General features: G+C 70.5%; 14 protein-coding genes. 8 read left to right on the forward strand and 6 right to left on the reverse strand.

The window, feature by feature from the left end:
* Both V6S02_RS10410 and V6S02_RS10415 read right to left on the reverse strand, forming a co-directional pair.
* The coding region (locus V6S02_RS10410; RefSeq protein WP_336400824.1) for a hypothetical protein at positions 1-213 on the reverse strand (213 nt) is incomplete at its 3' end.
* Between the two features lie 87 nt (positions 214-300).
* Positions 301-1,218, reverse strand: a complete 918-nt coding sequence (locus tag V6S02_RS10415; protein WP_336400825.1) for a PaaX family transcriptional regulator — start codon at positions 1,216-1,218, stop codon at positions 301-303.
* Positions 1,219-1,291: 73 nt separating this feature from the next.
* On the opposite strand from V6S02_RS10415, the gene V6S02_RS10420 reads away from it, so the two are divergent.
* Entirely contained in the window at positions 1,292-1,999 is a 708-nt protein-coding gene (locus V6S02_RS10420; RefSeq protein WP_336400826.1) for an AIM24 family protein, read from the forward strand.
* An 8-nt stretch (positions 2,000-2,007) separates the two neighbouring features.
* Positions 2,008-2,469 carry a shikimate kinase gene (locus tag V6S02_RS10425; protein ID WP_336400827.1) on the forward strand — a complete coding sequence of 154 codons (462 nt, stop codon included), beginning with the start codon at positions 2,008-2,010 and terminating at the stop codon, positions 2,467-2,469.
* Positions 2,470-2,479: 10 nt separating this feature from the next.
* On the opposite strand, the gene V6S02_RS10430 is transcribed toward V6S02_RS10425, so the two are convergent.
* On the reverse strand, positions 2,480-3,424 hold the full coding sequence (locus V6S02_RS10430; RefSeq protein ID WP_336401651.1) for a serine hydrolase: 945 nt from the start codon (positions 3,422-3,424) through the stop codon (positions 2,480-2,482).
* Between the two features lie 80 nt (positions 3,425-3,504).
* Complete coding sequence (locus V6S02_RS10435; protein ID WP_336400828.1) at positions 3,505-5,487, reverse strand: M13 family metallopeptidase; 1,983 nt, start codon at positions 5,485-5,487, stop codon at positions 3,505-3,507.
* A gap of 276 nt (positions 5,488-5,763) precedes the next feature.
* On the opposite strand from V6S02_RS10435, the gene V6S02_RS10440 reads away from it, so the two are divergent.
* Entirely contained in the window at positions 5,764-7,074 is a 1,311-nt protein-coding gene (locus V6S02_RS10440; protein WP_336401652.1) for an MATE family efflux transporter, read from the forward strand.
* On the opposite strand, the gene V6S02_RS10445 is transcribed toward V6S02_RS10440, so the two are convergent.
* Both V6S02_RS10445 and V6S02_RS10450 read right to left on the reverse strand, forming a co-directional pair.
* The gene (locus V6S02_RS10445) at positions 7,022-8,965 is read right to left on the reverse strand and encodes a heavy metal translocating P-type ATPase (RefSeq protein WP_336400829.1); all 1,944 of its coding nucleotides are present in this window, start codon (positions 8,963-8,965) and stop codon (positions 7,022-7,024) included. The two genes, V6S02_RS10440 and V6S02_RS10445, sit on opposite strands and share 53 nt — an antisense overlap.
* 92 nt (positions 8,966-9,057) lie before the next feature.
* Complete coding sequence (locus tag V6S02_RS10450; protein ID WP_124291822.1) at positions 9,058-9,723, reverse strand: TrmH family RNA methyltransferase; 666 nt, start codon at positions 9,721-9,723, stop codon at positions 9,058-9,060.
* Between the two features lie 97 nt (positions 9,724-9,820).
* Between V6S02_RS10450 and V6S02_RS10455 the strand changes: the two genes are divergently transcribed.
* Genes V6S02_RS10455 through V6S02_RS10475 form a run of 5 tightly spaced genes read left to right on the forward strand, consistent with a single transcriptional unit; the run spans position 9,821 to position 14,346 of the window.
* The gene (locus V6S02_RS10455) at positions 9,821-10,981 is read left to right on the forward strand and encodes a PP2C family protein-serine/threonine phosphatase (RefSeq protein WP_336400830.1); all 1,161 of its coding nucleotides are present in this window, start codon (positions 9,821-9,823) and stop codon (positions 10,979-10,981) included.
* A gap of 16 nt (positions 10,982-10,997) precedes the next feature.
* Positions 10,998-12,959, forward strand: coding sequence for a glycosyltransferase family 2 protein (locus tag V6S02_RS10460; RefSeq protein ID WP_336400831.1), 1,962 nt, complete (start codon positions 10,998-11,000; stop codon positions 12,957-12,959).
* Positions 12,956-13,288 carry an STAS domain-containing protein gene (locus tag V6S02_RS10465; RefSeq protein ID WP_240638684.1) on the forward strand — a complete coding sequence of 111 codons (333 nt, stop codon included), beginning with the start codon at positions 12,956-12,958 and terminating at the stop codon, positions 13,286-13,288. Before V6S02_RS10460 ends, V6S02_RS10465 begins: the two co-directional genes overlap by 4 nt.
* Positions 13,278-13,694, forward strand: a complete 417-nt coding sequence (locus tag V6S02_RS10470; protein WP_124291826.1) for an ATP-binding protein — start codon at positions 13,278-13,280, stop codon at positions 13,692-13,694. The genes V6S02_RS10465 and V6S02_RS10470 overlap by 11 nt, the downstream gene beginning before the upstream one ends.
* A gap of 13 nt (positions 13,695-13,707) precedes the next feature.
* A complete protein-coding gene (locus tag V6S02_RS10475; protein ID WP_336400832.1) occupies positions 13,708-14,346 on the forward strand; it encodes a metal-dependent transcriptional regulator in 639 nt (212 codons plus the stop codon).
* Positions 14,347-14,366 lie beyond the last annotated feature (20 nt).

Consider the following 14,366-nt stretch of genomic DNA (forward strand, 5'->3'; position numbering starts at 1 on the left):
CAGCGCCATCGACCGCAACGGCATGTCCCGCTCCCTGGACGACACCGACCCCACCCGCGACCGCTGCTCCAGCGTCAGCGCGTACGCATCCGCGAGCAGCCGCGTCTTCTTCGCCGCGAGCTTCGCCTCCGCCCGCTGCAACCGAGCCAGCTCATCCGCGAACACCCCGGCGCGCTTGTCCTCCGCCCGCCGCCGCTTCTCGTCCGCATCCACTGCAATCCCCGTCTCGATGACCTACCAGAATCATCGCATAGGGTTCCGACATTGCATCTGGTTCTTGCGGCAGAAAATAGAACAGAGTTACGATCTCCGTGCAAGCCGCCGCTGCAGCACTCCGCCTGCGAGCGCCTCATCCACTCGGGACACATGCCAGCTCATCCGCTCCTCCGCCGCAGGGCCGAGTTCGTCGAAGCGACGACCGAACCGGGCCCGGACCTCCTCGCGCGGCCAATCCGAGGGGAGAAGCGCTGCGGGAAGCCCCGCATCCACGCCTCGGAACGCCTGCCACTGGATCATCAGCCCCGTGCGCTCGGCGAGCGCTCCCGCACCCGCGAGCGCTGCGGTCGACGCCTCCAACTCACGGCGGAAGACCTCATAGCGCTCGAGCACACCGGCGAGGTCCCACGCCCGTTGCGGGCCGCCCGGCCCTGCGACATCCAGCTGCGCACGCATCGTCGTCACGTCCGGCACCCCGAGGGCGACGAGCTCCTCACGGGCGAGCGCAGCGACATCCGAGGGAGAGATCCAGACACCGTCGTAGAGCGGACCGAACCCCAGGAACTTCAGCCGCGAGCGAGCGGTGTGCCGCAGCGCGCGCTGAGACTCGGGGATCGAGAAGGTCACCACGCTCCACGAGCCGTCCCACACGATGGGCGCAACTCCGAAGCTCTCGAGCCAGGCCGCCTCATCTTCGATGATGGCCCGCCCTCGCGAGGTGAGCCCATGGGTCGTGCGCCGCCCGTCTCGCCGCTGCTCGAGCAGATCCAACCGCACGAGCCGCGCCAGCGTCGCCCGGGCCGCGGGCTCTTTCATCCCGAGGTCTCCCATCGCCCCGACGAGCGCCGCCGAGGGCAACGGGTCTGCGTTTCGCCACCAGTAGTCGCCGAAGAGGGTCAGCACCTGGCGTGCCGGTGAAACCTTCCGCAGGGGACGGCCTGCACCGGTCGCGCCCGTCCCCGGGGGCGGCGACTCACCGGCGGATGACGGGGCGAGGGCCATTCCGACATCCTGGCAGGTCGCGCACCACCACCGGCGGGTATCGCGCAAGCATGGGCGTCGGTATGTTGTGCGCATGAAGGCGACGATCGCGGGCACGACGATGCCGGTTCTCGAACTGACCCTCGACCCCGGGGAGCGGGTCATCGCCGAGGGCGGCGACGTCTCGTGGCTCACCCCGGGATTCGACATCCAGACCTCGACGGCCTTCGGTTCGGGCGGGAAGGGCGGCTTCATGAGCGGCCTGAAGCGCATCGTGGGCGGCGGACAGCTCTTTCTCACCCAGTACACCGCGCAGACGCCGGGAAGCTTCGTCGCATTCGCCGCGCAGCTGCCGGGCACGATCCGCGAGATCGCCGTCGATCCGCAGGACCAGTTCATGGTGCAGTCGGGCGCGTACATGGCCAGTACGCCCGACGTGGAGGTCTCGGTGGGCCTCCAGAAGAAGCTCGGTGCGGGCATCTTCGGCGGCGCGGGCGTCGTCTTCCAGAAGCTCGCCGGCAACGGCACCGCATGGGTGCAGCTGGCGGGTGAGATCGTCGAGTACGACCTGCAGGCGGGGCAGTCGCTCCTCATCCACCCGGGCCACCTGGCGCTCTACCGCGCCGAGATGCCGCTCGAATTCGCCAGCATCAAGGGCATCAAGAACAAGTTCTTCGGCGACTCGCTCTTCCTCGCACAGCTGCACGGCCCCGGCCACGTCTGGCTGCAGTCGATGACCCCGGCCAAGCTGGCCGCGGCGATCGAGCCCTACCTGCCCGAGAAGTCGGGCGACAGCAACTGAGGCGCCTCGTGGCCCGCATCCTCATCACCGGCATGTCCGGAACCGGCAAGTCGACCGTTCTCGCCGAGCTCGCGCGGCGCGGTCATCTGACCGTCGACACGGACTATGAGGGCTGGACCGACGGCGACGGCGGCCCCTGGGAAGAAGAGCGGATGACGCGACTCCTCGCCACGCATGAGGACGTCGTGGTCTCGGGCACTGCTGAGAATCAGGGCGTGTTCCGCGACCGGTTCGCCCAGGTGGTCCTGCTCAGCGCACCGATCGACGTGCTCCTCGACCGGGTCACGCGGCGCGCGAACAACCCGTACGGCAAGACGCCCGCTCAGCAGGAGGAGATCCGCCGATACACGATCGAGGTCGAGCCCCTCCTCCGTCGGTCGGCGACGCTCGAGCTCGACGCCCGGCGCCCGGTCGCCGACCTCGCGGACGAGATCGAGGCACTCGTGAACGCGCCCTCGCCGCAGGGGTGACCGACCGGGCTCAGTACACGTACTCCATCAGCTCCACCCCGAGAGTGCGGAACGCCTCGTGCGCGCGGATGCGGTGCATGACCGACAGGTCGTCGAAGCACACGATGAGGGCGTAGGAGACTCCCGCGCGCGGACCGGCGATCACACCGGCCTCGACACGAATGCCGCGGTCGCGGCCGGTCTTGTTCAAGAACAGCAGTCCGTGATCGTCGCTCTCGTGCGCAAAGGGGTCGAGCCCTGTGGCCGAAGCGACGAGGGAGAGATCGTGATTGAGGGTGAGCCACTCCGCGACCTGCGCGCTGACCGCGGGCGACACGGCCTGACTGTTCGCCAGGGCCGCGAAGACCTGCGCAAGGTCGCGGGCCGAGCTCAGGGCGAAGTGCGGGGCATCGTCGGGCCCCCGGTGGTCGCGAAAGCGGTCGAGGAGTGCGGTGCGCGTGAGCCCGAGCGCGTCGATCCGCGCCCGCACGGCGGGAAGGCCCACCCGCTCGAGCAGTCCGTTCGCCGCAAGGCCGTCACCCGCGGCGGCGGCGAGCACCGCCATGTCGACAAGCGGCAGGGTCGGCACCTTCAGGTGCTGCCAGAGCCCCGCCCCCTCGATGCCGGCAAGGCCCGCCCGGTCGAACAGCTCGAGGGGGTCGAGGGTTCCGCCCTCGAACTGCGCCGCGACCTCGATCAGCAACGGCACGACGCCGAGGCCGGCGACCGGCTGCGTGACATGGTCGTCGCCGGCGAGCACGGTGGTGCCGCGGTCGAGGTCGGTGACGCGCACCGAGACCTGCGCGCCCGACGCGGCGACGGCGTCGAGGGCGCGCAGCGTCGTGGTGAACGTGCGCGTGCCGCCCCCGCCGCGACGCGAGGTGCGCGCGCGCCCGCGGCGGGGTCCGCGCAGCGTGTCGGGTTCGCGACGGGAGCCGGGTCCGGATGACCCCTGCGACGGCGGTTCGATGGGCATCGCCACGCGACTGTCCCTCCTGCCAGACGGTTCGATCAACTGTCTACGCGAAGACGGCCTTCGCCACCAGACCGGCCGGGCTACCAGATGGTGACGCGCTTGTCCTTCTCGAGCCACAGCGCATCGGACTCGGCGACATCGAACGCGTCGTAGAACGCATCGATGTTACGGACGATCTGGTTGCAGCGGAACTCGTTCGGCGAGTGCGGGTCGATCGTCAGCAGGCGGATCGTCTCGGCGTCGCGACCCTTCTGCTGCCAGATCTGCGCCCACGACAGCAGCAGCCGCTGGATGCCGGTGTACCCGTCGATCTCGGGACCCGCCACCGGGCCGCCCTCGAGGTCGGCGCCGAGCGAGAGGCGGTACGCCTTGATCGCGATGCCGAGGCCGCCCAGGTCGCCGATGTTCTCGCCGATCGTCAGCGCGCCGTTGACCGTGTTCTCCTCTGCGAGGCCCTGCGGCACGAGCGCGTTGTACTGCTCGATGAGCACCGCGGTGCGCTCCTCGAAGGCCGCGCGGTCGGCATCCGTCCACCAGTCGCGAAGCGACCCGTCGCCGTCGAACCGGCTCCCCTGGTCGTCGAAGCCGTGACCGATCTCGTGACCGATCACCGCGCCGATGCCGCCGTAGTTGGCGGCCGCATCCCGGGTCTCGTCGAAGAACGGGTACTGCAGGATCGCCGCCGGGAACACGATCTCGTTCATCAGCGGGTTGTAGTACGCGTTCACCGTCTGCGGCGTCATGTACCACTCGTCACGATCGATCGGTCCGCCGACCTTGGCCAGCTGACGATCGTGCTCCCAGATGTGCGAGCGGCGGACGTTGCCGACGAGGTCGGCCTCGTCGATCTCGAGCGAGGAGTAGTCCTTCCACTTCACGGGGTAGCCGATCTTAGGCGTGAAAGCCTCGAGCTTGGCGAGCGCCCGCTCGCGGGTCTCGGGGGTCATCCACTCGAGCTCGGAGATGCTCTGCCGATACGCCTCGATGAGGTTCGCGACGAGCTCGTCCATCGCGTCCTTCGCCGCCGGCGGGAAGTGCCGCTCGACGTACACCTTGCCGATCGCCTCGCCCATGGCCGCCTCGGTGAGGCTCACCCCGCGCTTCCAGCGCTCGCGATTGACGGGCACGCCGGTGAGCTGAGTGCCGTAGAACGCGAAGTTCGCCGCGACGAAGTCATCCGACAGGAAGGGCGCGAGCGCGTGCACGACCTGGAAGCGCAGCCACGCCTTCCAGTCCTCGAGCCGGTCGTCGCGCAGCAGTCCGCCGAGACCCTCGATGAAGCTCGGCTGGTAGACGACGACCTCGCCGAACGCGTCCTCGTATCCTGGCGCGAGACCCTCGAGCCACGGCTGGAGGTCGGCGCCGGCGAGGCTCTTCACCTGCTCCCAGGTGCGCAGGTTGTAGGTCGCGACCGCGTCGCGGCTCTTGACGTTGTCCCAGTGGTGGGTCGCCAGCTCGGTCTCGAGGGAGAAGATGCGATCAGCCGATGCCGCGGGGTCGGCGACCCCGGCGAGCTCCAGCATCTTCTCGAGGTGGGCCCGGAACGCCGTGCGGGTGTCGGCGAAGTTCTCCAGGCGGTAGTAGCTCTCGTCGGGAAGGCTCAGCCCGCCCTGCACGAAGAACGGCACGTACCGCTGCGGGTTGCCGGGGTCGGGCTCGACGTAGAGCACCATGAGCGAGCCCGCGCCCTCGCGCTCGAACGCGCCCACCAGGCGCAGGAAGTCGGGGATGCTCGCGACCTCGTCGATCCGCGCCAGCTGCGCGGTCAGTGGCGCGGCGCCGAGTTTGGCGATGCGGCCTTCGTCCATGAAGCTGGCGTAGAGGTCGCCGATCTTGCGGGTCTCGGTGCCGGGCTCGGCGTCCTGCGACTCCTCGATGATCGCCCGGACATCCTTCTCGGCCTGTTCGGCGATGAGGTGGAACGACCCCCACCTCGCCTTGTCGTCGGGGATCTCGGTGCGGTCGAGCCACGACCCGTTCACGTGGCGGAAAAGGTCGTCCTGCGGGCGGATCTCGTCGCTGAGCTCGTCGAGCGCAAGGCCGGAGCGAAGTGCATCGGTCATGGGTTCCAGGATAGGCGGCGGTTCTGCGGGCGGCGTCCGAGCGGCTGTCGCCCGCGGCTCACCCACGCCGCACCCCCTCTCCGCGCGCTTCCTCCACGCGCTTCCTCCACGCGAACCGTCGAAAAACGCGGCTCGGGATGCGGCGAAGCCGCGTCTTCTGACCGGTCGGCGACTCGTACGACCGCGGCCACGCGACTCGGGAGCAGATCGCGACCGGTGTCGCCGGCGGGTTCTACGCTCGGTGGGGTGAGCGGGAGCGAGCAGAAGACCGGACGGATGACGCTGAACCGCGACATCCTGAGCCTCGCCGTCCCCGCGCTCGGTGCGCTCATCGCCGAGCCCCTCTTCCTCATCCTCGACTCGGCCTTCGTCGGGCACTTGGGGATCGCACCGCTCGCCGCGCTCGGCATCGGCGCGGCCGTCCTGCAGACGATCGTCGGCCTGATGGTGTTCCTGGCCTACTCCACCACTCCCGCCGTCGCCCGGCGGTTCGGGGCGGGCGACCCCTCGCGTGCGGTGTCGGTCGGCATCGACGGCATGTGGCTGGCCCTCGGCATCGGAGCGATCCTCGCCCTTGCGGGATACCTCGCCACCCCGTTCCTCGTCGGCCTGTTCGGCGCCGGCGCCGAGGTCGCCGCCGACGCGCAGATCTACCTCGGCATCTCGATGTGGGGCCTGCCGGCGATGCTCATCGTCTTCGCCGCGACGGGACTCCTGCGGGGGATGCAGAACACCGTGACGCCGCTGTGGATCGCGGGGCTCGGGTTCGGCGCCAACGCGGTGCTGAACTGGGTGTTCATCTACGTCTTCGGGTGGGGGATCGCGGGGTCGGCTGCCGGCACGGTCGTCGCCCAGTGGGGCATGGTGGCGGCCTACGTGGTGGTCATCGGCCGGCTGGCGCGCCGGCACGCGGCGTCCGTCCGCCCGCAGCGCGAGGGGGTGCGCGGCTCCGCTCTGCAGGGCGGATGGATGTTCCTGCGCACCGTCTCGCTGCGCGCGGCGCTGCTCGCGACCGTCGCAGTCGCGACCGGCCTCGGCACCGACGAGCTCGCCGGGTGGCAGGTGGCCTTCACGATCTTCTCCACTGCGGCCTTCGCGCTCGACGCCCTGGCCATCGCCGCGCAGGCGCTGATCGGCAAGGGCCTCGGCGCCGGCGACGAACCGTTCGTGCGCCGCGTGCTCGGTCGCACGGTGGCCTGGGGAGCGTGGTTCGGCGTCATCGTGGGCGCGGTCATCGCCGCGGCATCCGGGGTCATCGGCCTAGTGTTCAGCGGCGACCCGGCGCTTGCCGCGCTCGTACAGCCGGCCCTGCTCGTTCTCGCCGTGACCCAACCCGTCTGCGGCGTGGTGTTCGTGCTCGACGGAGTGCTGATCGGAGCCGGCGACGGGAGATACCTCGCGATCGTCGGGGTGCTGAACCTCGTGCCCTTCGTTCCCGCGCTGGTGCTCGTGGCCATGTTCGCCCCGACCGGCGCCGCGGGCCTGGCGTGGCTGGCGGTGGCGTTCTTCGGCGTCTACATGCTCGCGCGTCTGGTCACGCTGGGGCGCCGGGTGCGCGGTCGGGCGTGGCTGACCGCGGGAGCGTGACCGCCGGCGGCGTCGCACCGATCACCGGCACCGGCCCGCGCAGCGCGCGGAGGGCGTAGAGGATCGTCGCAAGATCGACGCCCTCCTGGATGAGCGCGCCTGCGACGGCCGGGATGACGCCGGTCATCGCCACGATCATGAGACCGATGCTGAGGGCGATCCCGATCCAGATCGCCGCGAGCGCCACGCGAAGCGTGTGGCGACTGATCGCCACGGCCTCGACGACCTTGGCGAGGGAGTCGACGACCACGACGACGTCGGCGGCGTCGCCGGCCGCGGTCGCCCCGCGCGCACCCATCGCCACGCCGATGTCGGAGGCGGCCAGCACCGGGGCGTCGTTGACACCGTCGCCGACCATCATCGTGGGCCTCGGCTGCATGCCGGCGGCGAGGTGGACCTTCTCGGGCGGGAGGAGCTCGGCGTGCACCTCGGTGATCCCGACCTGCGACGCGATGGCGGCCGCGGTGGACTCCGCGTCGCCTGTGAGCATGGCCACCCGTTCGACGCCGTTGCCGCGCAGCCAGTCCACGACGGCCGCCGACTCGGGCCGGACAGCGTCGGCGAGCACGAGGGCGCCGGCGAAACGGTCGCCCACCGCGACGTAGGCTGCGGCCTGCCCCGAGACGAGGTGCGTGCGGGTGAGGGCGGGTGCGCGCGAGGCGATGAACGCCGGCTTCCCCACGGCGACGGCAGCGCCGTCGATGGACGCGGTCACCCCGTTGGTCGCCACCTCTGTCGCCGCCTCCGCCGGGCGCAGTGTGATGCCCTCCGCGGCCGCGACACGACGCACACCGTCGGCCAGCACGTGGGTGGAGTACTGCTCGGCCGAGGCGGCGAGAGTCAGCAGCTCGCGGCGATCGAACCCCTCGGCCGGTCGCACGTCGACGAGCTCGGGCCGTCCCGCCGTGAGCGTCCCGGTCTTGTCGAAGCACGCCGACCGGGCCCGTGCGAGTCGCTCGATGATGCCGCCGCCCTTGACGATGACGCCGGCCTTCGCCGCGCGGGAGAGTCCGCCGAGGAAGGCGACGGGCGCCGCGATGAGGAGGGGGCACGGGGTGGCGAGCACCAGCACCTCGGCGAAGCGCGCCGGATCGCCCGAGATCGTCCAGGCGGTGCCGGCGAGCACGAGCGACACGGCGGTGAACGGGATCGCGAAGCGATCGGCGAGCCGCACCACCGGCGCCCGGGAGGCCTGCGCCTGCTTCACGAGGGCGACGATCTGCTGGTACTGACTCTCGGAACTCGGGCGGCGCGCCCGGATGCGCACCGCCTCCGACCCGTTGACGGCTCCGGAGAAGACCTCCATCCCCCGGTCGTGGGCCACCGGCATGCTCTCGCCGGTGAGAGACGACTCGTCGAACGTGCCGGTCTCGCTGAGCAGTTCGCCGTCGACGGGAACGATCTCCGACGGGCGGACGAGAAGGATGTCGCCGACGGCGACCTCGTCGACGGGAACGTCCTTGATCCGCTCGGTCGCCGCCGCCCCCGCGTCCGCCGTCGGAAGCCCGGTCGGGCGCTCCACCACGTGCGCCGTGCGCGGCGATCGATCGAGGAGAGCGGTGAGGTCGCGTGTCGCGCGCCGCGCAGCGAAGTCCTCGAGCGCCTCGCCGCCGGAGAGCATCAGCACGATGATGAGGGAGGCCAGGTACTCCCCGACGGCGAGGGTGGCGACCATCGCCACGACCGCCAGCACGTCCAGACCGATGTGCCCGCGCAGCACGTCGCGCACCATCCGGACGAGGGTCCACACGATGAACAGCCCCACGTACGCGCTCGCGATCCACCGCGCCTGCTGCTCCCCGCCCGCGGAGGCGATGATCGCCACCGCCGCCAGAACGACGAGCGTCGCCGCGATGATCGGGTACCGCACCAGAGTCCTCATCACCCCCATCGCTCCAGCATGGCGGTCGAGGTCAGCACCCACCAGGGGACGAAGGTCACGCCCCGCGGGGGAGCACCGTCACGCCCCGCGGGGGAGTACCGTCAGGCCCAGCGACGACACCACTCGTACATGACGACCGCCCCCGCGGCGGAGGCGTTGATCGATCGCGTCGACCCGTACTGGGTGATCTCGACCACCGCCGATGCGGCGGCGAGCGCCTCGGGAGACAGCCCCGGACCCTCTTGACCGAACAGCAGCACGCATCGCTCGGGGAGGTCGGCACGGTCGAGCGCCACGGACCCTTCGACGTTGTCGATCGCGATGACGGGAAGCCCCTCGCTCTCCGCCCATGCGGCGAACGCCGCGACATCCTCGTGGTGGCGGACGTGCTGGTACCGGTCGGTGACCATCGCCCCGCGCCGGTTCCACCGCCGCCGGCCGACGATGTGCACCTCGGCGGCGAGGAAGGCGTTCGCGCTCCGCACGATCGAGCCGATGTTCATGTCGTGCTGCCAGTTCTCGATGGCGACGTGGAAGCCGTGGCGACGTCGGTCGAGGTCGGCGACGATCGCGTCCATCCGCCAGTACCGATAGGCATCGACGACATTCCGGGTGTCACCGGCGGCCAGCAGGTCGGGGTCGTACCGCGGGTCGTCGGGCCAGGCGTCCGGCCCGTCGGGCCAGGGCCCGACGCCGCGGGGCAGGGCGGGTTCCGACGGCTCGGTCGAGGCCGACCCCGGCTGCGGCTCGGACGGTGCGGCATCCACCGGAACAGGTTATCGCCGCCCGCGCAACCATTTTCCGAACCCTCCCCACGCCCGGCCGATCCTCGACATACTAGAGATTCGCCGACGACGAGACCATGTGGGGGATTCCTTGTTCGACGACGACAGACGCCAACGTGCCATCGAGGCCCTCGGTCTCCTCGACACGCGCCCCGACGAGCGCGTGGACAGGGTGACGCGTCTCGCGCAGGAGATCTTCGGCGTGCCGATGGTGAGCGTCACCCTCCTCGATCGCGACCGTCAGTGGCGGAAGTCGCAGATCGGCCTCGGCGGCAGCGACGCGTCGCGAGAGGGGGCCTTCTGCGACCTCACCGTCCGCACCGGAGACACGCTCATCGTCGAGGACGCGAGCATCGACGACTACTTCGCCGAGAATCCCTTCGTCGTGGGCGATCCGCACCTCCGGTTCTACGCCGGACACCCGCTTCAGGCGCCGGGCGGTGAGCACGTGGGCACCCTCTGCATCCTCGACACCCAGCCGCGATCGCTCGACGCCCGCGAGGTCGAGTTGCTGCGCGAGATGGCCCAGTGGGTGCAGACCGAGCTCATGGCCGAGGACGACCTCGACCACGCCACCGTCGTGCAGCAGGCGCTTCTGCCCCGCGAGACCCCCGAGGTCGCCGGGTACACCCTGGCGGCCGCGGCGACGGCGTCCGGCACACTGATGGGGGATCTCTACGACTGGTACCTGCACGACGGACGGCTGCGGATGACTCTGGCCGACGTCATGGGGAAGGGAACCGGCCCCGCGATCGTCGCCGCATCGGTGCGGGCGTCGCTGCGCACCGCGCCCGACCGCCCTCTCGCCGCCGCGGTCGCCGAAGCCGACCGGCTGCTCGAGTCCGATCTCGGACGCGCGGGCCTGTTCGTCACCGCCGTGCACGCCGAGCTCGAGCCCGACTCGGGCACGATCTCCTTCGTCGACGCCGGCCACAGCCTGGCGTTCATCCTCCACAGCGACGGCAGGTGGACACCCCTCCGCTCGACGGGCCTTCCCCTGGGCATGGGGTTCGACTACGACCGCACGGCGGCCTCGGTGCAGCTCGAGCCGGGGGATGCGTTCCTGTGCTGCAGCGACGGCCTCCTCGACATCCTCGACGAGGAGGACCCGTTCGGCCACGTGCTGCACGTCATCTCGACCGAAGGACCGGCAGGCGCCGTCGCCGAAGCGGTGCGGCTCGCCCACGAGCGCCGTGCTCCCGACGATGTCACGGTGCTGCTCGTGCGGCGGGACGCGTGAGGGCCGGGCACGCGCGATGACCGCGCGCTTCGTCTGGATCCGGATCCTCGCCCTCCTGTCGGTGCTCTTGGGCGTGAACTACATCGCCTGGCGGTGGCTGGATTCGATCAACTGGTCGGCGTGGTGGATCGCGGTCCCCCTCGTCATCGCCGAGACCTACAGCCTCATCGACACCTTCCTCTTCGCCGTCACGATGTGGCGCGCCAGAGATCGGCCGGCTCCCACCTCGCCACCGCAGGGCACGGCCGATGTCTTCATCACCACCTACAACGAGCCGATCGAGATGGTGATGGCCACGGCCCTCGCCGCACAGCGCATCGCCTACCCCCACAACACGTGGGTGCTCGACGACGGGGCACGACCCGAGATGGCCGCGGCCGCGCAGGAGGCGGGGCTCGGGTACATCACCCGGTCGGAGGACTGGACGGGCAAACCCCGCCATGCCAAGGCCGGCAACCTCAACAACGCCCTGATGGACACCGACGGCGAGTTCCTGCTCATCCTCGACGCCGACCAGGTGCCCGACCCGCTGATTCTGCACCGGACGCTCGGCTACTTCGCCGACGACCCCGACGTGGCGCTGGTGCAGACGCCGCAGTGGTTCGTCAACGTCGACGACGCCGACCCGCTGGGCAGTCAGGCACCGCTGTTCTACGGGCCCATCCAGCAGGGGAAGGATGGCTGGAACGCGGCCTTCTTCTGCGGATCCAACGCCGTCCTCCGTCGCGACGCACTCATGCAGCTCGGCATCGTCGGCTACGTCCGCGACCTCGAGCAGTCCACGGCCCGCACCCTCCGGGCTGCGGAGTCCCTCCTCTCGCGCGCAGCGCGCGACCGCGATGCCGACGAGGCCGTCCGCACCGAGCTGACGGCGCTGCGCGACGAGGTCGCCGGCGCGCGCCGCCAGATCGCCAACGGCGAGCCGATCGGCGAGGTGACCTATCGGGTGCAGAGCGCCGTGGACGCGGCATCCCGTCGACTGGTCTCGCGCGATCTCGCGGCCCTGCAGGCAGACCTCGATGTCATCGCCCAGCTGCCGATCGAACGCGACCGCGAACTCGATGCGCTGGTCATCGACGACACCGCCCTCGACGCCCTCGCCACGCGCGAGATGTCACCACTCGGTGCGGTCGAGTCGGTCTCGGCACTCCTCGACGCCCTGCGGGTCGACCGGCCCGGCGAAGCGCAGCCGGTGCAGCCGATGGCGACGATCTCGGTCACCGAAGACATGGCGACCGCGATGCAGCTGCACTCCCTGGGGTGGCGAAGCGTGTACCACCACGAGATCCTCGCGCACGGCCTCGCCCCCGAAGACCTCCGCACGATGCTCACGCAGCGTCTGCGGTGGGCTCAGGGGACGCTTCAGGTGATGCTGCGCGACAATCCGCTCGTCAAGAAGGGGCTGTCGGCGGGGCAGCGGCTGATGTACTTCGCCACGATGTGGAGCTACCTCTCGGGATTCACCGCGCTGGTCTACCTCGCCGCCCCCGTGATCTACCTCGTCTTCGGCGTGATGCCGGTGACGGCCTGGAGCGTGGACTTCTTCGCGCGGTTCCTGCCGTACTTCATCATCAACCAGATCCTCTTCCTCGTCGTCGCGCGCGGGATCAAGACCTGGCGAGGGCAGCAGTACGCCCTGGCGCTCTTCCCGGTGTGGATCGATGCGTGCGTGACCGCCTTCGCCAACGTCGTGCTGAAGCAGCCCCTCGGCTTCGCCGTCACGAAGAAGGACGGCCGGGCCGAAGGCGGCCCGCCGTGGCGGCAGATCTGGCCGCAGTTGACCGCCATCGCGGTGCTGGTGTTCGCCCTCGGGATCGGGCTGGCCCGGCTCGCGGTAGGCACCGCCGACGGCACGGGAACGCTCGTCAACACGGTATGGGTCGTCTACGACCTCGCGGTGTTGAGCGTGATCATCCAGGCCGCGCTCTATCGTGGCCCCAAGGCCCCGTTCACCGACGAAAGGCGGATCGCCCCGTGAACCTCACCGTCACCTCCGGCAGCGCCTACGCCGTCATCGCCCTCGAGGGGCGGCTGACTGCTCCGGGGGTGCCGCGCCTGCGGTCCGCCATCAGTGAACTCGTCGACGGCGGCAGCAACCGGGTCGTCATCGACCTCGCGGGGACCGAATTCGTCGACTCGTCGGGACTGGGCGCGCTCATCGGCGGGCTGAAGTCCGCGCGTCTGGCCGGCGGCGACCTGCGGATCGCCAGGGTGACCGAGCCGGTGCGACGGGTGCTGAAACTGACCAACCTCGATCGGGTGCTCCGTGAGTACGACACCGTCGAGGCGGCCTTCGATGAGCGTTGACGGGCTCCGGGTCGAGGGGCGCGCCGACGACAGTCTCCTCGACGAGGTGCACCAGGTGCTCGACCTGCTCTGGTCGGGCAGACCCCACGTCGATGAAGAGGACCGCACCCTGTTCACGCTCGCCGTGAGCGAGATCGCGACGAACATCGTCGAGCACGCGCGCGCCCGAGAGGAGATCTCCGTGAGCCTGGAGGTGTCCATCGACGACACGGGGATCCGAGCGGTGTTCTCCGACGACGCCGACCCCGCGCTCATCGACCTGCAGAACGTGTCGATGCCCGGCGAAGACGCCGAGTCCGGCCGAGGGCTCGCCCTGGCGCTGGCAACACTCGACGAACTCGAGCACTCCGGCGTGGCCGGCGGCAACGTGTGGCGGCTCACGCGCCGGTTCCGTCGAGGCTCGTAGGTAGCCTGGAGCGGTGGCCTCCCCCGCCGTCGACGACTACCTGAAGACGATCTACCACCACACCGAGTGGCAGGACGCCCGGATGACGCCGTCGCAGCTCGCGGCGGTGCTGGGCCTCGCCCCCTCGAGCGTCACCGAGATGGTGCAGAAGCTCGCCGCGCAGGGACTGGTCACCCACCGTCCGTACGGGCCGGTCACGCTCACCGAGAACGGCGAACGTCGCGCCGCCGCGATCATCCGTCGGCATCGGCTCATCGAGACCTGGCTGGTGCAGGAGTTTGGGTACAGCTGGGACGAGGTCCACGACGAGGCCGAAGTGCTCGAGCACACCGTCAGCGACCGGCTGCTCGCCCGCATCGACGAGCGACTGGGTCACCCGCGGTTCGACCCGCACGGCGATGCGATCCCCGACGCCGCCGGGCGCGTCGAGCGCGAGCCCTTCGTGCTGCTCTCGGCCGCCCCCGCGGGGCATCGGGGGCGCGTGCTGCGCGTCAGCGATCGCGACCCCGATCTGCTCCGAGCCCTCGAGGTCATCGGCATCGCGGTCGGGCACGAGATCGAGGTCCGCCCGGCAGCGCGGGTGTCGGTCGACGGCGGCGATGCGCTCACCCTGCCCGAGGGTGCGACGTCGGCCGTGTGGCTGAGCGCCTGAGCCCGCGGCATCCGCCCTCT

The sequence above is a fragment of the Microbacterium sp. CCNWLW134 genome (genome assembly GCF_037083565.1).
Lineage (GTDB): Bacteria > Actinomycetota > Actinomycetes > Actinomycetales > Microbacteriaceae > Microbacterium.

Excerpts from the sequence above, each read along its gene's own strand:
- V6S02_RS10415 (WP_336400825.1), bottom strand. The coding sequence starts at position 1,218 with ATGGCCCTCGCCCCGTCATCCGCCGGTGAGTCGCCGCCCCCGGGGACG.
- V6S02_RS10420 (WP_336400826.1), top strand. The coding sequence starts at position 1,292 with ATGAAGGCGACGATCGCGGGCACGACGATGCCGGTTCTCGAACTGACC.
- V6S02_RS10430 (WP_336401651.1), bottom strand. The coding sequence starts at position 3,424 with ATGCCCATCGAACCGCCGTCGCAGGGGTCATCCGGACCCGGCTCCCGT.
- V6S02_RS10435 (WP_336400828.1), bottom strand. The coding sequence starts at position 5,487 with ATGACCGATGCACTTCGCTCCGGCCTTGCGCTCGACGAGCTCAGCGAC.
- V6S02_RS10440 (WP_336401652.1), top strand. The coding sequence starts at position 5,764 with ATGACGCTGAACCGCGACATCCTGAGCCTCGCCGTCCCCGCGCTCGGT.
- V6S02_RS10445 (WP_336400829.1), bottom strand. The coding sequence starts at position 8,965 with ATGGGGGTGATGAGGACTCTGGTGCGGTACCCGATCATCGCGGCGACG.
- V6S02_RS10460 (WP_336400831.1), top strand. The coding sequence starts at position 10,998 with ATGACCGCGCGCTTCGTCTGGATCCGGATCCTCGCCCTCCTGTCGGTG.
- V6S02_RS10470 (WP_124291826.1), top strand. The coding sequence starts at position 13,278 with ATGAGCGTTGACGGGCTCCGGGTCGAGGGGCGCGCCGACGACAGTCTC.